Annotated in this window: 14 protein-coding genes; 13 read left to right on the forward strand and 1 reads right to left on the reverse strand. The window is 32.8% G+C overall.

Translation table 11 applies throughout. The annotated features are described in order from the left end of the window. Positions 1–55: 55 nt before the first annotated feature. The 11 genes from BAU27_RS26600 to BAU27_RS26650 all read left to right on the forward strand — a co-directional run bounded on the left by BAU27_RS26600 (position 56) and on the right by BAU27_RS26650 (position 13,808). Positions 56–865, forward strand: coding sequence for a papain-like cysteine protease family protein (locus BAU27_RS26600; protein WP_071772519.1), 810 nt, complete (start codon positions 56–58; stop codon positions 863–865). Positions 866–890: 25 nt separating this feature from the next. Next, positions 891–1,493, forward strand: coding sequence for a hypothetical protein (locus BAU27_RS26605; RefSeq protein ID WP_071772520.1), 603 nt, complete (start codon positions 891–893; stop codon positions 1,491–1,493). 533 nt (positions 1,494–2,026) lie between these two features. Beyond that, the gene (locus BAU27_RS26610) at positions 2,027–3,208 is read left to right on the forward strand and encodes an agmatine deiminase family protein (protein ID WP_071772521.1); all 1,182 of its coding nucleotides are present in this window, start codon (positions 2,027–2,029) and stop codon (positions 3,206–3,208) included. Positions 3,209–3,596: 388 nt separating this feature from the next. Further along, positions 3,597–4,256: a CatB-related O-acetyltransferase gene (locus tag BAU27_RS26615; RefSeq protein WP_071772522.1), complete on the forward strand. Its 660-nt coding sequence runs from the start codon at positions 3,597–3,599 to the stop codon at positions 4,254–4,256. 622 nt (positions 4,257–4,878) lie between these two features. Beyond that, entirely contained in the window at positions 4,879–6,192 is a 1,314-nt protein-coding gene (locus BAU27_RS26620) for a D-alanyl-D-alanine carboxypeptidase family protein (RefSeq protein WP_071772523.1), read from the forward strand. A 701-nt stretch (positions 6,193–6,893) separates the two neighbouring features. After that, on the forward strand, positions 6,894–7,409 hold the full coding sequence (locus BAU27_RS26625) for a transglycosylase SLT domain-containing protein (protein ID WP_071772524.1): 516 nt from the start codon (positions 6,894–6,896) through the stop codon (positions 7,407–7,409). A 151-nt stretch (positions 7,410–7,560) separates the two neighbouring features. Further along, the gene (locus BAU27_RS26630) at positions 7,561–8,709 is read left to right on the forward strand and encodes an acyltransferase family protein (RefSeq protein WP_083596186.1); all 1,149 of its coding nucleotides are present in this window, start codon (positions 7,561–7,563) and stop codon (positions 8,707–8,709) included. 175 nt (positions 8,710–8,884) lie between these two features. Beyond that, positions 8,885–9,505: an SGNH/GDSL hydrolase family protein gene (locus BAU27_RS26635; RefSeq protein ID WP_139254698.1), complete on the forward strand. Its 621-nt coding sequence runs from the start codon at positions 8,885–8,887 to the stop codon at positions 9,503–9,505. A gap of 425 nt (positions 9,506–9,930) precedes the next feature. Further along, complete coding sequence (locus BAU27_RS26640; RefSeq protein WP_071772527.1) at positions 9,931–11,901, forward strand: penicillin-binding transpeptidase domain-containing protein; 1,971 nt, start codon at positions 9,931–9,933, stop codon at positions 11,899–11,901. A 556-nt stretch (positions 11,902–12,457) separates the two neighbouring features. Next, positions 12,458–12,991 (forward strand): RNA polymerase sigma factor, encoded by a 534-nt coding sequence (locus BAU27_RS26645; protein WP_000438330.1) that lies wholly within the window; start codon positions 12,458–12,460, stop codon positions 12,989–12,991. After that, the gene (locus BAU27_RS26650) at positions 12,981–13,808 is read left to right on the forward strand and encodes an SH3 domain-containing protein (protein ID WP_071772528.1); all 828 of its coding nucleotides are present in this window, start codon (positions 12,981–12,983) and stop codon (positions 13,806–13,808) included. Before BAU27_RS26645 ends, BAU27_RS26650 begins: the two co-directional genes overlap by 11 nt. An 11-nt stretch (positions 13,809–13,819) precedes the next feature. Here the strand turns inward: BAU27_RS26650 and BAU27_RS26655 are convergent, their stop codons facing one another. Further along, entirely contained in the window at positions 13,820–15,586 is a 1,767-nt protein-coding gene (locus tag BAU27_RS26655) for a peptidoglycan D,D-transpeptidase FtsI family protein (protein WP_071772529.1), read from the reverse strand. 387 nt (positions 15,587–15,973) lie between these two features. Here BAU27_RS26655 and BAU27_RS26660 point away from each other — a divergent pair, with 387 nt between their 5' ends. Both BAU27_RS26660 and bla read left to right on the forward strand, forming a co-directional pair. Beyond that, positions 15,974–18,109, forward strand: coding sequence for a peptidoglycan D,D-transpeptidase FtsI family protein (locus BAU27_RS26660; protein ID WP_071772530.1), 2,136 nt, complete (start codon positions 15,974–15,976; stop codon positions 18,107–18,109). A gap of 257 nt (positions 18,110–18,366) precedes the next feature. Then, complete coding sequence (gene bla / locus BAU27_RS26665) at positions 18,367–19,293, forward strand: class A beta-lactamase Bla1 (RefSeq protein WP_071772679.1); 927 nt, start codon at positions 18,367–18,369, stop codon at positions 19,291–19,293. Positions 19,294–19,416: the final 123 nt, after the last annotated feature.

A 19,416-nucleotide genomic window follows, 5' to 3' on the forward strand; every position in this document is an offset into this window, starting at 1 on the left:
CAATTAATAAGGATGAATTGTTGGTGTTTTTTAGTACTGATGAAGGGGTGGAGAAATGAAGGGAAGAAAGCATTTTATTGTTTGTATGTTTTTATTGTTTTTCACATTTAGTTTTATTGGTGTTCAGAAAATAATAGCGGAAGAAGTTGAATTTTCAGGGACAACAGCTCCATTGAATGTAAATGTTAGAGAGGCAAAAAGTTTGAGTGCAAGTATTGTAGATGTGATTCCCGGAAATACAAAAATATCTTTTAAAGGATGGGAGTATGGTGAAGCGGTTAAAGATTACTGGACAGGAAATTTAGATAATCGTTGGTTTTATTCTTTTAAAGATGGAAAAAAAGTATATGTAACGTCAGCGTATATTAATGGAAATCCTCCAAATACATCAACAAATCGTAAATTATCTGTACCTAACATATTACAAGAAAGATCAAATTGGTGTTGGGCAGGCACTTCTGTTTCAGTTTTAAATTATTTTGGGAAAACTCCTTCACAAGATCAGTATGTTAGGTATGTCAAGGGTGGATCATATAATAATCCTGCAACTTCACGTGAAATACAATATGGATTATCGGGATATGGTGTTAGCTCAGCTATAAGTCCTGGAGCAAAATCGTATGATTGGTTCAAAAATCAAATTAATAGTGATCAACCGATGATTGCACTCATTATGTGGCAAAATGGAGCTAACATCGGACACTTTCTAGTACTTGATGGATTTTATAAAGGAACAAATGGAACAGATTATATAACGTACATGGACCCTTGGTATGGTGATCATTATAATCATAATTTCAGTACGTTCCATAACGATAATAATTTTTGGTGGAGTGAAACTGTTTATAATATCCATGCAAACTAATAATATTAAAAGCGGGGGTTCATTAATGGGAAAACTACTTAAGCTTGTAATACCGTGCATTTGTTTAATGACCGTTATTATTTTCGCTAGTAAAATTAGTTATGCATCAAAAAATAAAAATGAACCAGTACAATCGATTGCATTAAAAGATTATCAATATAGTAAGGGAAGTTCTTCTGAAAATTTAAGTTTTGAAAAAATAACAACATCCTCATTTTCGTTACCAATCTATGAAACAATTCCAGCACAGCAAATTTTAAATAGCTCTGAATTTAAGCATTTACTATTACCAACAAATGAAAAACTGTGGTTTATTATGAAGGGTGAGCAGCCAGAAGGATTAATTGTTGCGAATGATACTGAACCGATTCGAACGGGCGGAGAAAATAGAAGTAAAGATTTATATGGGTTATATAAAGCAATAAAAAATAATACAAATGAAACAAAAGATATTAGTTATTTTGAATTTGAAGGGCAAGGAATATTGGTAGTAAATCAAAATAATGATCAAGAAATATATCTTAGTAAAGGTGCCGCTGCCATATTAAAACTTCCTGCTGGTCAAAAAGCATTGAGCAGTGAAGTAATACAGAAAATGAAAGAGAGAATTGTAACTGCTTTTGAATAGTTAATTATAAACTGAACAAATATATGTATTTAATATGAAATTTCATGTACTGTATTATTTTAAAAAATGAATCATTTCATAAATAATACAGTAGAAGGTGTAGAAAAGATAACAAGAGAAACCAGTGTGGGATGTTATGAAAAATGATGATTATAGTAGGAATAGTTGATTCTTATTTGTTATTTATACGTGGGTGAAAAGAGATCAGGTAAAAGGATTCATGCCAGGGGTATAAACATAATAATGCATATAAAAAGGTTAGAGAGGCTAATTCTCTAACCTTTTTATGTGCATTCCAGAAGTTTTAAAAATAGTGAAGTTACTCCCTACTCATCAAGGTGAAATCTCATACCATCTCCAAAAAGAAAATATTATATATTTTGCTTGGAAGGATACTGTTCCTTTTGTATAGAGTTCGATTCAAATCGCGACTATCATTTGGAATGTTTGAATAATTTGAATAAATTAAAAAGAAAAGCTTGACCTTCACACTATGTAAAGGTTTACAGTAAGACAGAAAAGGAGGTTAAGAAATGAAAAAAATAACGAATTTGTGTATGAGTGCTGTACTAACCACATCTATTATCGGTGGTTATGCTTTAGGTAAGGGGATTGAGAAAGTTCAGGCGAAGGAAATTGAAAAAAAGCAGAGAAAAGATATGAAGAAAGTAGAGGTGCAAAAACAAGTAGGAAAGTATACAATGCCAGATGAAAAAAGCAAACATGAAGGAACGTGGCTACAATGGCCTCATGAATTTACATATGGGCAAAAATATCAGCAAGAGGTAGAGCCGATTTGGATTCAAATGACAAATACTTTAAGCAAAGGCGAAAAAGTTCATATTGTTGCATATGATCAAGAAGAAAAAGAAAGAATTACTGAAGTTTTAATGGATCACGGGGTGAATATGGGAAAAGTTGATTTCTTTATCGCACCTACTGACGATGTATGGGCTAGAGATACTGGACCGATTTTTGTTTATGATAATGACAAAAACCTAAAGATATTAGATCCAGGATTTAACGGATGGGGAAAGAAAACACCATATAAGAAAGATGCTCGTCTTCGTGAGAGTCTTAGCAAACAGTTAGGTATTGAAAGAATTGATTGGAATAAATTTGTTCTTGAAGGCGGCGCATTTGAATTAGATGGTAATGGAACTGCTTTATTAACTAGAAGTGCTGTGACGAATAAAAATAGAAACGCTAAATTGTCAGAAAAAGATATTGAAAAATATATGAGTGACCTTGGGGTAACAAATTTTATTTGGTTTGATGGAGTACCCAACTTAGATATTACTGATTTTCATATTGATGGATTTGCAAAATTTCACGATAAATCTACTATTATAACGTTAAACAAAAAAGATTTAGCTGAATGGGGAACGTCTGATAAAGATATTAACAAGTTGTTGCAGGCAAAAGATGCTGAGGGGAATAAATACAAGTATGTATATCTGCCGCTAAGCAAGAATAATGTTACATTAGCAAATGGGAAGCAGCTTGATTATAAAGGTTCATATATTAATTATTATATAGCGAATCAAGTTATCTTAGTTCCTAACTATAATGATCCTAATGATAAAATAGCAAATGAGATGATTCAAAAACTTTATCCTGATCGTAAAGTGGTGGGGATTGATGTAAGAGAGCTTTATAAAAATGGTGGTATGATTCATTGTATTACTCAACAACAACCAATCAATTTGAAATAATATATTTATAGATTTTTTTAGTTGTCTATTTCTTATGAAGACCTGTTTATCCATAGGATAGGTAAAGATGCCATGGTATTTTTACCTATTTTGTTGTGTTTTTTATGAGTTAATTATTATTTTCCTATAAACTGCAGAAACTAATATATTTTATGTATAAAAGTTAGATTATTTTAATGCTCTTATTGCAGTAATATGCTGTTTAAGGGGAGTTCAAAATTACACAATTTGACTTGTGTAATTTATTGCGTTATGCTTTTTTTTAGTATAAACGAAAGGCTTGAAGATAATGATTCGTCGTTTGAGAAAGCTAAAGAATGTAGCAGTCGTAGTAAGCTTCTAAGTATATTGCAAAAATCTACACTACTTAGAAGCGAGGAATAAAGTTATGAAGCATCCATTATTTAATCATTGGTCAGAAACAAAGTATATAAAAGATATAGTAACAAATCCACTCATTGAGGTAGGAGAGTACTCCTATTATTCAGGCTATTATGGTCATCAAAATTTTGAAGATGGCTGTGTAAGGTATTTGTGGGGGGATGCTAAGTCCCGAGCGCTGTTCAATCCAATTGAACAGATGGATTGGAAACTTGATAAACTCATTATTGGAAATTATGTTTGTATTGCAAGTGGAGTTGTCATTCTAATGGGTGGGAATCATAATCATCATCCTGAATGGATTACAGTATATCCATTCGCTGAGCAAATTGAACAATCATATGAACCGAAGGGTGATACAGTCATTAAAAGTGATGCTTGGATTGGAATGAATGCTATCATAATGCCTGGTGTTACAATCGGTGAAGGTGCAATTGTTGCAGCAGGAACTGTCGTAAGTAAAGATGTTCCGCCGTATACAATAGTGGGGGGAAATCCTGCTAAGGAAATAAAGAAACGGTTCACTGATACAGAAATGAAAATGCTAATGGAAATGCGTTGGTTTGATTGGAATAGAGAATTAGTTGAGCAGGCAACTCCCCTTTTATCTAGTTCATCTATTGAATTATTATATGATTTTTATAATAAGGAAGTAAAAAATAGATAAGTCTGTTAGAAAAACTACACTCTATATAGGGTGTAGTTTTTTTACTATAAAAAAACTAATAGTTTAGACTAAGGAAAATTCATCTCTGGTATGAGCCTAGCAAATAGCTGAATTGGATAATTAAAATCCTTGATAGCTAATAAAACCAGTGTGTCTCGATATTTAATCGGGACACACTGGTTTTATCCCGCATTAACGGGCAGTAAGGCCCCCACCTCAAAATTCAGCGAAAGCGAAGAAGTTAGGTGGGGGATCAACTGCCCGTAAAAGCCCGATTGGTTCAACTAATAATCAGTGGGGGATGAACAAAACCCCCACTGATTAAAGTTTCACTTTATTTTTTGTAAATGTGGAACAAATGTATTATTTAGATTGTCTATTAATTGTAATCCTAAAAAATATGAAAGTACGGATCATTTTGAAAAATACAAGGGTATTAAAAACAGGGATATGTGTGGGAATACAAAGTATCAGTGCGCCTAAAGGTATGGGATGAGATGGTCTATATGAAAGCGATCCCAACGTTTTATATGTATATAGAATTTGAGAACACTATCTATTTTTTGGGGGATTATGTTAGAATAACGTTTTTTTGAGTACAAAGATATTGGAGGTAACAGAAGTGAAAGGTATGTTTTGCAAGAGAATTATTGCAATAGTAACAGTGCTTACACTATTTTGTAGCATGGTCGTTACATTTGGAAGAGCATCAGCGGAAACAGTTCCTGCTATAGACGTAGAAGCAGGATCAGCAATTTTAGTAGAAGCAAATTCCGGGAAAATTTTATATCAAAAAAATGCAGATGAATCATTAGCAATTGCTAGTATGACAAAAATGATGAGTGAATACTTAGTACATGAAGCGGTGGATAAAGGAAAACTTAAATGGGATCAAAAAGTTAAAATCTCTGAATATGCACATAAGATTTCGCAAGATCGCTCATTATCAAACGTTCCATTAGAAAATGGTGGCTCTTATACAGTCAAAGAGTTATATGAGGCAATGGCAATCTACTCTGCAAACGGTGCAACAATTGCTTTAGTTGAAGAGATTGCTGGAAAAGAAGTTAATTTCGTAAAAATGATGAACGATAAGTCAAAAGAGTTTGGAATGAAAAATTATAAATTTGTAAACGCTACAGGCTTAACAAACCAAGACTTAAAAGGCTATCACATTGAAGGGACAACTTTAGACGAGAAAAATAAAATGTCTGCAAGGGATTGTGCGATTTTAGCGCAACGTCTCATTCAAGATTTCCCAAAAATATTAGATACAGCAAAAATCCCCAAAAAAACATTCCAAAAGGGTGGCAAGTATCCAATTGATATGGTGAATTTTAACATGATGTTAAAAGGTTTAATTAAGCAATACGAAGGTGTAGATGGGTTGAAAACAGGAACTACTCCAGAAGCTGGTGATTGCTTCACTGGTACAGTAGAAAGAAACGGTATGCGCCTAATTTCTGTAGTGATAAAAGCAAACTCTCATACGGCACGTTTTGACGAAACAAAGAAATTATACGATTATGGATTTGCGAATTTTGAAGTGAAGAAGGTCTACGGAAAAGATTCAGTAGTAAAAGGGCATGAAACAGTGCGAGTAGCAAATGCAAAAGACAAAGATGTAGTTCTTCAAACGAAGCAAGCTGTTTCACTTCCAATGCCAAAGAGCAACAAAGACGCTTATAAAAAAGAATTTAAAGTATCGAATAAAGAACAAGAAGCGCCTATTAAAAAAGGTGTAACAATTAGTAAAATGATTATCTCGCCTAAAGATAATACAGATCCTGGGTTCTTATTAGGTAAATCGTTACAAATAGACCTTGTAACAAAATCTGATGTAGAACAAGCAAATTGGTTTACACGTTTTATGCGCGAAATCGGATCTTTCTTTAGCGGTATGTGGGATAGTGCGATTGATATAGTAAAAAGCTAACTTTATAGGATACAATTAAATATTAGTCTGAAACAAAAGGTTTCAAAGTATTATAGATTCTTATGTGGATAGCTTTAAATGGAAGATTGCATTAATTCTCAAATTTGGTCCTTCGGAACTTTTGGTATTGCTATCAAGCTAAAATAAATTTGTATCCATATAACCCAAAAACGCTATTCTTTTTGTAGAAATATACAGAAAGGATGGCGTTTATTATGAATCTTTCGATTCAAAGGGTTCTGATGCAAGGTTAGTTTAATAAAGTTACATGATGAAAGAACATTCATTATTCCACCAAGTGAAAATGAAAATTGATACCTGGTACTTATTTCTGTTATCAAATTTTATAAAAATTTAATAAAATCTTTTCTTTCTATTAAATATTTTGCTTTAAATTAATTATATAAAGAAATGGAGGCCAAAAAATGAATTTTTTAAAGAAGTTTAAGTATCTTTTTATAGCATTTATCCCTTTGTATATAGTTATTCTTTAATTTCAATCGAATAGAAAACAAAGTATTCGAGAAAAAAGTACGATTTTAATGGGATATACCATATAGAGGGCTCCCTAATAATTTCACTTGAAAATCGGTAATTAATGAAACCAAGAATAATCATATGATACACGATTACGAGTTAATATACCCAAAAGATATGATTACTAGAGACAATCTTTGATACTGACAAGTGAGGTGACGTCGATGAGAGGGACATTAATAAAAATCGGAGTATTTATTTTGGTTTTAACAGTAGGGATATATCTTGCGAAATCCGTATATGACCATCATACGAACCGAGCTAAAGTAAGAGACACGATTCAACAAATATCAATAGAGCATGGTATACCGCCATGGATTCCTTTATCTATTGCATTCCATGAAAGTAAGTTTGATCGAAATGCAGTTGGAGATCAGGGCACATCATTTGGACTGTTTCAGCTTCATCGAGGTGGACTAGCACCTAAAGATTTAACGAATGAAGATTTGAAAAATGCAGAAACCAATACTCGAATTGCAATATCTAATATGATAAATGCGTACAACCGTGGTTTACAGCAAAATTTAAAAGGGCCAGAGCTATTAAAACATGTTGCAAATACCTCAGGGTGGCCTGGAAATAAGGGGGTTCAATGGACAGATAAACAGACAGACTATAACGAGGGTTTAGAAAACAGTTTTAAAATGTTTTCTAAACGACAATACGATTTTATAGAATGAAATTTCTTTTTTCTTTCTATTATTATATAAATTATGCCTAGATACGAAAGTTCCCTAAAACAGATACATAGATTAACTTTGTACTGCTTACATTAGGAATTTAAAGAAACAATATGTACAATTCTCCCACTACATTCGCATAGTGGCCTTTATGAACAGCAAAATTTATAATTTACAAGGAGAACATTTTATGAGTAAGAGAATAAAAGAATTAGATTCCATACGAGGGTTAGCGGCACTTACTGTGGTATTTGGACATTTTTGTTTAATGCTACCATCGTTGCCTAATTCTATTAAATTTTCCCCGCTTAGGTTTTTATGGGCGGGTGGGGAAGCTGTTATCGTTTTTTATGTACTAAGTGGTTTTGTGTTATCTATGGCACTTTATCATTCAAAAACAAATTATTGGGGATATTTAATTAAGAGATTTGTAAGAATCTATATTCCTTATTATTTTTGGCTAATCGTTACCTTTGTTTTATTTATTTTATTTTCGTCGTATGAAGTGGTAGGACTACGGGATTGGTTCTATGATAGGTGGCAAGGGTCTATAACAAAATTAGATATTCTAAACCACTTTGTGCTTCTTAATAACTTTTTTACGGAAAATTATAATCCAGTTATTTGGTCATTGGCTCAAGAAATGCGTATATCTATTGTGTTTCCTTTGTTATTCCTTCTTTTTTATAAACTGAATTGGAAAAAAACGATACTATTTGCTTTGAGCTTTTCTTTAATTAGTGTTTTTCTTAATATGTTGCATATTGGGAAAGCTGAAGGGTTTTATAATGGTTATGCTGATACACTGCATTTTACATCTATGTTTATGGTTGGAATGTTACTTTTTAAGTATCAGGAAAAACTTATCTGCTCATATAGGAATATGAAAAAAATTAAAAAAGGATTTCTTATTGCATTAGGGATTATTCTATATTTATATTCCATTTTAATTTATGGTTTTTCCCGTAATGATACAACTTTCTTATTAAAAGATTGGGGTGTCGTAATGGGGGTTAGTATATTTATTATAATGGCTATGAGTAACCTAAAAGTAAAAGCATTTTTAAATAAGAGTGTATTTGTATATTTAGGAGAAATTTCATACAGTATCTATTTGTGTCATTTTCCAATCATGATGGTACTATTTAAACTTTTGTATACAAAGATACCTATCTTATTCCTTCTTATTTTGTGCATTACAATGACACTACTTTTTTCTATAGTTTCGTATCATTTAATCGAAAAGAAATGTATAAACTGGGCAAAACAAAGAACAACAAATTTTTTGAAAAAAGTATAATGCCTAGAGAGATTTTATTTCTTTAGTAAATATACGAATATGACCGATTCCTAAGTATACTTAGAAATCGGTCAATTTTGGATTCTAAATGTAAACATACTAAAGTGGAATATATTTGAAATCGAAAACCACTTAGAAATAACAATTACGGTGTGAGCTATTGTATAGTATAGATATGGTTAATAATAAAGGGGGATTACATATGTGGAAGCGATTTGTAGCAATTGGTGATAGTTTTACAGAGGGGATAGGGGATGAAGTTGAGGGAATAGCATTAAAAAGCTGGGTAGATCATTTTGTTCAACTGTGTGTGAACGATATAGAATATGCTAATTTTGCAAAGCGTGGGTTAGTAACTAAAGAAATTCGCTCACAGAAATTGGAAAAGGCATTAACTTTTAATCCAGATTTGGTTAGTCTAATTGCAGGTGCAAACGATGTTTTAAAAGGACGTTGGAATCATCAAGCATATAAGAACGATATGGAATTTATGATAGATGCATTAAGTAAAACAGATGCTGATATTATTATAGCAAACCTTCCAGATTTTACAGTTAGGCTTCCTTTTGCTTCTGAAAAAAAACAAGTAATAAAAGAACAATTATTAGAGGCAAATGAAGTTATACATTCACTGAGCAGAGAGTATAAGCTTCATCATGTTGATTTTTGGAATCATCATTTAGTTAATGATAATACGCTTTGGTCTAAGGATTTAATTCATCCAAACTCAAAAGGATATGTAAAAGTTGCTGAATTGATTTTTAGTAGTTTGCCTGTACATGACTCTTCTAAATAAGCTGTAGAATGACCTAAACCCCTGTCGCATGCTGTACAGGGGTTTTTGGTGCGAAAAAGAAGGATATAGAGTGCTTATAAATTATACTTTAAGTAATTCTTTTTATTGTTTATATTTTTGTTATTTTCTGTTGCAGAATCCTTAGTATAAGGATTCTTTTTTTGTATCAAAAATCTATAAAGAAAAAAAGATAAGATCGGTGAAAATGAACTAAAAGGTATTTTAAATGAAATTGTTAAAACAACACTAATAATGATAACGTTCGCTAAATATATTCGCTCCTTATGTTTGGAAGAAACTTGAAATCTCTCCTCTCGGAATGCAGCTTAACCATAAATTTAATCTTTTTGTAAATATGGAACAATTTTATAACTTACACTGTCTATTAAGCGTTAAAACATTTTTAACTAAGGGAGAAGATTGAATTGAAAAAATTATGGATACTGCTTTTCTTTTGTTTTGCAGTTATGTTGGTAGGATGTAATAAAAATGAACCGCCAAAACAAGCATTTGAAGAATATATCAATTTATGGAATGATAAAAAGTTTGCAAATATGTATGATCATTTATCAGAACATGCAAAAAAGACGATTTCCAAAAAGGATTTCGCAGAGAAATATCAAAAAATCTATGATGGTATTGGAGTTAAGAATTTAAAAGTCAAAACGAAAGGAGAGAATAAGAAAGATAAAGAACTTTTTCTTTTTGAAGTTAATATGGATACGGATGGAGGAACTGTTTCATTCATCCATGAAGCAAAACTCGTGAAAGATAAAGATAAGGAGTCTTGGAAAATAGATTGGACACCAGACTTCATTTTCCCAGGTATGAAAAAAGATTACAAAGTCCGTATGCAAACAGAACAAGGAAAACGCGGAGAAATATATGATCGAAATGGAAAAGGGCTTGTAACGAATGGTAAAGCGACTGAGGTTGGAATTATTCCAGAGAAACTAGGTGAAGCAGCGCAGACAAAAGAAATAGTAGCACAATTACTTGATATGTCTACAGAAGAGGTCAATCAGAAGCTCGCAGCGAAATGGATAAAACCAGACTCCTTTGTACCAATTGGTATTTTAAAAGAGGGAACTAGACAGAATGATTATATTGAATTAGAAGGGGTTTCATCTCGCCCAGTAAATATTCGTACGTATCCATTAGGAGAAGCAGCCGCACACTTAACTGGATATATAGGAAAGGTGAATGCAGAGGAGTTAAAATCGCTTCAAAAAAAAGGTTATCAAGCAGATGATTTAGTAGGTAAGACGGGTTTAGAGAAAGTACTTGAGAATAAATTGCGTGGTGAAAAGGGTGGACGCGTATTTATAGAAGATGAGAATGGGAAAGAGGTTAAAAACGTAGCAAAAAAAGAAGCAAAAGAAGGGGAAAATGTTACGTTAACAATTGATGCTGCAATTCAAGAAAAAATCTTTAATGAGATGAAAAATGAAGCAGGATCTAGTGCAGCGGTCAATCCTAAAACGGGTGAAACAATCGCACTTGTAAGTAGCCCTGCTTATAATCCAAATACAATAGTTAGAGGAGCATCAAAATCCCAACGAGAAGCATGGAATAACGACTCGAAACTGCCAATGATGAATCGTTTCACACAAGCATTTGTACCAGGTTCCGTATTTAAAACGATTACAGGTGCAATTGGTTTGGAAACAAACACAATAAACCCTAAGGAAGAATTTAAAATTCAAGGATTAAAGTGGACAAAAGATTTATCTTGGGGAAATTATTATGTAACACGTGTGAAGGAAGCTAGTCCAGTTGATTTTGATAAGGCAATGAAGTACTCTGATAATATTTATTTTGCTCAACAAGCCTTGAAAATGGGAAAAGATCAGTATGTAAATGAATTTAAGAAATACGGATTTCATGAAAAATTACCAATCGAATACGAATTTCCTATTTCAATAATTGCAAAAGATGGGATAAAAAATGATATTCAACTAGCAGACACGGGATACGGACAAGGACAAGTATTAATGACACCACTTCATTTAGCATTAACATATGCGCCAATTGTGAATGAAGGAAATATTCCGTCGCCACATCTTTTAAAAGAAGCAACAGTAGCGGGGAATTGGAAAGAAAATGTGGTTTCTAAAAAGAATCAAGAGATATTAAAGAGTGCATTAATAAAAGTGATTAATGACCCTGATGGCGCGGGGAGAATTGCTAAGGTTGATGGTGTAACTCTTGCTGGTAAAACTGGTACAGCAGAACTGAAAGAGTCGAAAGAAGCAGACGGAAAAGAACTTGGATGGTTTGCAGCTTTTGATGCAAATGCACCAGACATGATTGTTACCATGATGATCGAAGATGTAAAAGGAAGAGGAGGAAGTAACGTTCCAGGTGAAAAAGTAAAACATGTATTTCAGAAATAACACTTAATTATAAGGTGGATTTTTTCACTAAATTTATCCCGCATTAACGGGCAGTAAGACCCCCATCTCAAAATTTAGCGAAAGCGAAGAAGTTAGTTGGGGGTCGGGCTGCCCGTAAAAGCCCGATTGGTGAGGGCTGATTAAAATTTACTTTATTATATGTTTGCTTAACTCAAAGGTATAAATTTGGGGAAATATAGAACAATTAAATTTCAAAAAAGCATTCTTTCTAATCGAGAATGCTTTTTTGCTGCAACTCTAGAAAATTGATACCTTATCTTTATTTTCATTTCTGAAAAGTTGGCATTGCTAATGGTAAATAGAAGAGTATAGCAAATTGAAATGGACAAGTGGAGTGTTACGTTAAATTCAAAAAAACAGATTTTCATGAGTGGATTTTTATCATTGTATGCTTTACTTGTTTTTTAGTAGTATTATTCTGCCTGAAAAAAGATAAACAATGGAACAAATGAAACTTGTATCTTGTCTATATATTGAAACCATAATAAAAGTGAGGGCAGTTTTATGTTTATTCAAATAAGTTTGAGGTGTGGAAATGGAACAGACGTTTATTGAAAAGTGTAATCATGATGAGCTGGACTATGTTATAAAAGACTATTGGCAAGATGTATGGAATTATTCATTTATTATTACGAAAGATCCACACTTATCAGATGATATCACGCAAGATGTATTTATAAAGGTGTTTAAAAATTGGAATTCATTTCGAAAGGAGTCATCTATTAAAACGTGGATATTAAAAATCACAAGAAATACGGCAATAAACTATTTGAAATCCTCCTATTTTAAAAGGATATCTTTAATAGGATTTTTTAGTGACGATAAGCAATCCCTGTCAGCAGAACAAGAATTTTTTAACCAAGAAGAAATGAATGAGGTGTGGAAGGTTGTATTAAAACTACCTAAAAAGCACCGTGAAATAATTATATTGGACGCAAAATATGAATTATCTTATGAAGAAATGGCTGAAACATTAGGAGTATCCATTGGAACTGTAAAATCGAGATTAAGTAGAGCGAGAAGTAAGGTTTCAAAATTAATAGGGGAGGGTAGTAGTGATGAACAATAAACAAAATCCTGACTGGTATAGAAAAATAAAAAAAGGTCCAATGGAGAATCGTAAAGATGAAGAAGAATTTATTTTTAAAATTAAGCAGTCTATATACGAAAATAATGAAAGGGATTTTGTAAAACATAAAAGACCGTTTCGTAAAAAAGCATTACCTATTGTAGTTGTTTTCGTTTGTACAATGTTATTTTTTATTGTTCAACAACCTTGGCTTGATGATAATAAATCACCGGTACAAAGTAGTACTCAAATTAAGCCTAAAACAAAAGATGAGTCTGCTCAAGATCCATCATTAAAACAATTTATGAATGATTTATATCGAAGCACAAATTCAAAAAATGAAAATGACCTGTTTAGAGCTTTAAATGATGAAGTTCTATTTAAGGGGAAGAGTTATAAGAAGGATGAATTGAAGTTTGATGAAGATATTTTTCATGAGTTGCAGGTCGCTCTTACAATGGGAGGAGAATTTGCAAATGATACAAAAAAAGTATACAAAGTACCAAGTGGATTGACAGAAAGTAACCAACCAAAGCAAGCGCATTTTATATATGCAACTGTTACTGGAAATAAAACAAAAATTTTAGCTGAACCAAAACGAGAATCACAAGTTTTATATGAAGTATCTAATGAAATGGTAAAAGCTTGGATTCCAGAAAAAGTGCAGAATGATGGATATATAAAAATATCTACAATTAACGGTAATACTGGATATGTACAAAAAGAGTATGTTTTAACTGATATTAAGTATTCATTTATGTTTGAAAAGAATGATGCAGGTGAATGGAAAATAATAAATATAGATTCTATATGGTAAAAGAGGAAGGTTCACTTTAATGAACCTTCCTCTTTGTTTTTATTTTCTTTTTGAAGCGTATTCCAGGACTCTAAAATTTCTGATGTAACGAGAGCAGCGATGTTTTTTTCTGAATTACTACCAGGAATAACGACAGAAATTGCAATTTGTGGATCTTCGGTAGGAGCATATGCAATGAAAAGAGAATGATTTATCATTCTTTCTTGCTCATTCGGAAAACCTGTAATACCCGTTTTACCTGCCACATGAAAGGGCAAGTTTTTAATCTCCTCTATATTTTGACCCATTCCACCTTGCACGACGCTCCAAAATTTCATGGGATAACGATTTGAACTTTCTAAAATTGGCTTAAACTTTTTTGTTTCCTTGCTGTCCTGACCAATAATAGCACTTACAATTTGAGGTTTATATTTATCACCTTTACTTGCCAAAGTTGCTGCATATTGAGCGAGTTGAAGAGGAGTATGCACTTCATTTCCTCCCCAAGAGGCATTTAATAAAGCGGAGATTCCATTTTCAAACTTATTAGATGGATGGAATTCATATTGTCCGTCTTCTTCAAAGGGTAAATCAATCCCGGTTTTAGAACGTAGACCGAATTGCATTAAATAATCTGTCCATATATGTGCCACTTTTTCTATATTCCCATTATTTTGGTTGAATAAGGGCAGAGCTACTTTTGCTGTCATAAATGTGTTAGATGAATTAATGATAGCCTGCCTCGGTGTAATCTCACCTGTTGGCGTTCCAGGTGCATTCGTAATGTTATTTTGATTATCATACTGAAAACTACCCTTATCTAAATAAGTATCTTCAGGTTGAAAAAGCTTTTCGTTTAATCCAATTAAAATAGTAAGTGGCTTTATAGTAGAGGCCATATTTACATAAGATTCACCATACTTTAATTTTTGAATTGCTTTATTTTGCGAAAGTGATTTAATGTTTTCATTTTTAGATGATACATGTGTATATAATATATTTGGATTAAAAACTGCCGAGTTGGCCATAGTTAAAATTGCGCCAGTTTTTACATCGGTTACTACAACATAACCAGCATTAGCATCAGGTATTTTCTTAATTTGAGATCTTAATGCTTCCTCTGTTTTTTGCTGCAATTTAGAGTCTAAAGCTAGCCGGACATTTTTTCCTTTTTGTACTTTTTGAATGTTCCATAAGAACTTTTTATTATTCAATTTAAAAATCAGAGTTTTTCCGGGCTTTCCTTTTAAATCATTTTCATATTGAAGCTCAATCCCACTTTTTCCGACAGGTCCATACTTAGAATTAAGGTCATTTTCTACATACCCAATTAGCTGTGAACCAATTTCGTGTTTAGGATAATATCGAATCAATTCATCTTTGATTATTACTTTATTGGGTTTGTTCTTGTTTATGAATGTAAGTTCACTCTCATTTATGTCAGAGTATAAAGGTATATCATTCATAGTCTGCTTTTTACAAGATTGTTGTAATTGTGATTTTATGTCTTCTGCAGAAATGTCATGTTGAAACTCGTTTGAAAATTGATTGAAAAAAGCTAATGTGTTTGATGTATCTTGATTCGATAGTTTTTCATCATTAGAAGTGCAATATAGAGACTTAACTTTCTTATTTGTAGCTAGTATTACACCATTTTGATCAAAAATTTTTCCTCTTTCAGCTGAAGAAGTTGCGATAGTAATTGAAATGAAGTTGATTTTTAATAAAATTAGTAAAATCAAACCTACAAAAGAAAGAATCGCAAAAAATCTCCATCTTTTTATTTTTTTATGTAACATAAAACCCTCCCTTTTTTAGCTTATTTCATCTTATAGTTAATTATTTTTTTTGTAAATGTGGAACAACTTTATTGTTTAGGTTGTCTATTAAGTATTACAGCAGTCAGAAAGGAACAATCAGTATGAAAAATTAATAGTAAGTCTACGTGTAAGTTTAATATGAGTCATTATACAGTTTAGCATTTCTAATGCAAGCGACAAAAAAGTAACAGGAAGGGAGATTTATTAATTACCCGGCTAAACCAAAAGGAATGGATGCTTACAAGGATTTAGCAAAAAAGTTGAGACGATATTTATAACCGGCCAGCGGTATCTAATATATAGGGAACGCTTTTTGTATTTACTAAGTATTAGAAGCAATTCTCAGAAGAATTATATGGAGGATTTATGATAAAACAAAAAGGAAATAAGCAGAAAACATATATATCTATTCGATTAAATATAATGTTCCTTTGCATCTTTCTGCTATTCTCGGCTATTATTATGCAGCTAGGAAAGGTACAAATTGTTGAAGGAGAGGCTTATAAGAACCAAGTGGAAAACAGTCAAAATGAAACAACTAGTATTCCGGTTCCACGTGGACAAATTCTAGATCGAGAAGGAAAAATGGTTGTTAATAATCGATCTCTTCGTACGATTACGTATACAAGGGTGAAGGGGATAACGAGTAAAGACATTTTAAAAACAGCAAAAGACTTGGCAATAGTACTTGAAATGCCTGAGCAAGATATAAATAAATTAACTGATATCGATAAAAAAGATTTCTGGATGCAATTGAATACAAAACGTGCGGAATCAAAGATTACTAAAAAAGACATAGGAAAGTTTAAAGAAAAGGGAATAGAGGGAAAAGAGCTAGACAAAAAGATTGAAGATTTAAGACGAAGTCGTGTGACAGAAGTGGAATTGGCAGAATTAACAGCACAAGACTTAAAGGTGTTAGCTATTAAAAGTAAAATGAGTTCAGGTTATCAACTGACACCACAAATTATTAAAAAAGATGTAACAGATCAAGAGTATGCGCGCATAAGTGAAAACCTTGCGGAGTTTCCAGGAGTAGATGCAACAGTTGATTGGGAACGGAATTATGTAAATGGTAATTTATTTCGTTCCGTGTTAGGTAATATTACAAGTAGTGAAGAAGGATTACCGAAAGAAAACTTAGATTCTTATTTGGTACGTGGATATAACCGTAATGATCGTGTAGGAAAAAGTTATATTGAACAACGATATGAAGATGTGTTACACGGCACAAAAGAAGAAGTGAAAAACATTACTGATAAATCAGGAAACATTGTTAGCGCAGAAATAATCTCTAAAGGAAAAAGTGGTAATAGTTTAACATTAACGATTGATATGGAATTACAAAAAAAAGTGGAAGAAAGTATTGAGAAAAATTTGAGAGCTTTTAAGAGTTCAGAGCCACTGTTGGACCGAGCTTTTGTCGTCATGACGAATCCAAATAATGGGCAGATTTTATCTATGGCAGGCAAAAAGATTGTAGAAAAAGAAGGGAAAATAGAGATTGAGGATTTGGCATTAGGTAACATGACAACTTCGTATGAGCTAGGGTCAGCTGTAAAAGGTGCTACTTTATTAACTGGATATGAGACAGGGGCAATACATCCAGGAGATCAATTTTATGATGCACCGATGAAATTTAAAGGTACACAAGCTAAGAAATCGTGGAACGTATCTGGTTTTGGTAATATTAACGATTTAAGAGCTTTACAAGTTTCTTCGAATGTATACATGTTCCAGACAGCTTTAAAAATTGCGGGAGTTAATTACGTACCAAATGGTTCGTTGGATATTAAACAAGAAGCATTTGATACGATGCGCTATTATTTTAAGCAATTTGGTTTAGGCGTCCCAACAGGTATTGATTTACCGAATGAAATAATTGGACAAACGAGAAAAGTAGATAGTCAACCTGGTTTTTTATTAGATTTTTCTATCGGTCAGTATGATACGTATACGCCATTGCAATTGGCACAATATATTTCAACGATTGCAAATGGTGGATATCGTATGCAGCCCCAAATTGTACAAGAAATACGAGAACAATCAATAAAAGAAGAAGAGGTTGGCAAAGTTATACGCTCTATAGAGCCTGTCGTATTAAATCGAGTTGATATGAAGAAAGAACATATTGATCGGATAAAAGAAGGCTTTAGATGGGTATTCCAAGAAGGTGATGGAACTGGAGTGAAGTATTTCAAAAATGCTCCATATAAACCAGCAGGAAAGACAGGGACAGCTCAAACTGTATATGGTGGAGATGATCCTATTGGTAGAAATGCAAAAGGAGAACGTATGGAATGTTATAACTTAACATTAGTTGGATATGCTCCATATGATAATCCAGAAGTAGCATTTTCTGTAGTAGTCCCATGGCTTCATGATGATAAAAATGGAATTAATTCTATAATTGGAAAGGAAGTTTTAGATGCATACTTTGATTTAAAACAGCAACGTATACATGGTGAAGCTGCTAGTACAGATAGTTCGAATCAAAATTAGAACAATATGTGCACTTTTCTCAGGGAAAGAGCCCCTGTTTATATAAAAACCTTAATAAGTTAAATAAAAAGGAAGATTTAAAATAAGAGATAGCAGCTAACATAGTTGCTATCTCTTATTTTTGTTAATATCTTGGCTACTAGTTAAAAAGGTTTTAAATTTATGGAACAAACTTGTTTCCTAGTTGGTCTATTATGTGTACGTATAAAAACAGGTGTTCAAATTGGATACAGTGTATTGAAAATTTGAAAGGAATGATGATTTTGAAAAACAAGAGGATGCAAATAATAGGGATCTGTGCTGGCATATTAGGCTTAGGTCTTACAAGCTTAGGAACTTTTACAGGAGGGGCATTGCAAGTTGAAGCGAAAGAAAAGACAGGACCAGTTAAACATAATAATCATGCGACGTATAAAGAATTCTCTCAACTTGAGAAAAAATTTGATGCTCGATTAGGTGTGTATGCTATTGATACTGGTACAAATCGAACAATTTCTTATCGACCTAACGAAAGATTTGCCTATGCATCAACCTATAAGGCCTTAGCGGCAGGGGTATTGCTACAGCAAAACTCAATTGATAAATTAAATGAAGTCATCAACTATACGAAAGATGATTTAGTTGAATATTCACCCGTTACAGAGAAACATGTAGATACCGGAATGACATTAGGAGAAATTGTTGAGGCCACTGTTCGTTCCAGTGATAATACTGCAGGGAACATTTTATTAAATAAAATAGGCGGTCCTAAGGGATATGAAAAGGCGCTTAGACAGATGGGTGATCGGGTTACTATGGCTGATCGCTTTGAGACAGAGTTAAACGAAGCTATTCCAGGAGACATTCGTGACACTAGTACAGCAAAAGCAATTGCTACAAATCTCAAGGCTTTTACGGTCGGAAATGCGCTTCCAGCTCATAAACGTAACATTCTTACAGAGTGGATGAAAGGCAATGCTACAGGAGACAAACTTATTCGTGCAGGCGTACCAACTGACTGGGTAGTTGGAGATAAATCAGGAGCTGGAAGTTATGGGACAAGAAATGATATTGCTATCGTTTGGCCGCCGAATAAAGCACCTATTATCATCGCAATTTTATCCAGTAAAGATGAAAAAGAGGACACCTATGATAACCAACTAATTGCAGAGGCAGCTAAAGTTGTAATCAATGCTCTTAGGTAATAAACTCTCAGTTTTCTCATTTCTTTACCTAATTTTATACAAAGTCTTATGCGGGGGAAAAGTGGGGAAGACTAGAGGGGAACAAATAGCATGAAATTATTTAAGAATAATAAATAATAAAAC

Source organism: Bacillus sp. NH11B, from assembly GCF_001884205.1.
Taxonomy (GTDB): Bacteria; Bacillota; Bacilli; order Bacillales; family Bacillaceae_G; genus Bacillus_A; species Bacillus_A proteolyticus.

What these genes read in the sequence shown, in the direction of transcription:
- BAU27_RS26600 (WP_071772519.1), top strand. Translation starts at nt 56, where the DNA reads ATGAAGGGAAGAAAGCATTTTATTGTTTGTATGTTTTTATTGTTTTTC.
- BAU27_RS26605 (WP_071772520.1), top strand. Translation starts at nt 891, where the DNA reads ATGGGAAAACTACTTAAGCTTGTAATACCGTGCATTTGTTTAATGACC.
- BAU27_RS26610 (WP_071772521.1), top strand. Translation starts at nt 2,027, where the DNA reads ATGAAAAAAATAACGAATTTGTGTATGAGTGCTGTACTAACCACATCT.
- BAU27_RS26615 (WP_071772522.1), top strand. Translation starts at nt 3,597, where the DNA reads ATGAAGCATCCATTATTTAATCATTGGTCAGAAACAAAGTATATAAAA.
- BAU27_RS26625 (WP_071772524.1), top strand. Translation starts at nt 6,894, where the DNA reads ATGAGAGGGACATTAATAAAAATCGGAGTATTTATTTTGGTTTTAACA.
- BAU27_RS26630 (WP_083596186.1), top strand. Translation starts at nt 7,561, where the DNA reads ATGAACAGCAAAATTTATAATTTACAAGGAGAACATTTTATGAGTAAG.
- BAU27_RS26635 (WP_139254698.1), top strand. Translation starts at nt 8,885, where the DNA reads ATGGTTAATAATAAAGGGGGATTACATATGTGGAAGCGATTTGTAGCA.
- BAU27_RS26645 (WP_000438330.1), top strand. Translation starts at nt 12,458, where the DNA reads ATGGAACAGACGTTTATTGAAAAGTGTAATCATGATGAGCTGGACTAT.
- BAU27_RS26650 (WP_071772528.1), top strand. Translation starts at nt 12,981, where the DNA reads ATGAACAATAAACAAAATCCTGACTGGTATAGAAAAATAAAAAAAGGT.
- BAU27_RS26655 (WP_071772529.1), bottom strand. Translation starts at nt 15,586, where the DNA reads ATGTTACATAAAAAAATAAAAAGATGGAGATTTTTTGCGATTCTTTCT.
- BAU27_RS26660 (WP_071772530.1), top strand. Translation starts at nt 15,974, where the DNA reads ATGATAAAACAAAAAGGAAATAAGCAGAAAACATATATATCTATTCGA.
- bla (WP_071772679.1), top strand. Translation starts at nt 18,367, where the DNA reads ATGATTTTGAAAAACAAGAGGATGCAAATAATAGGGATCTGTGCTGGC.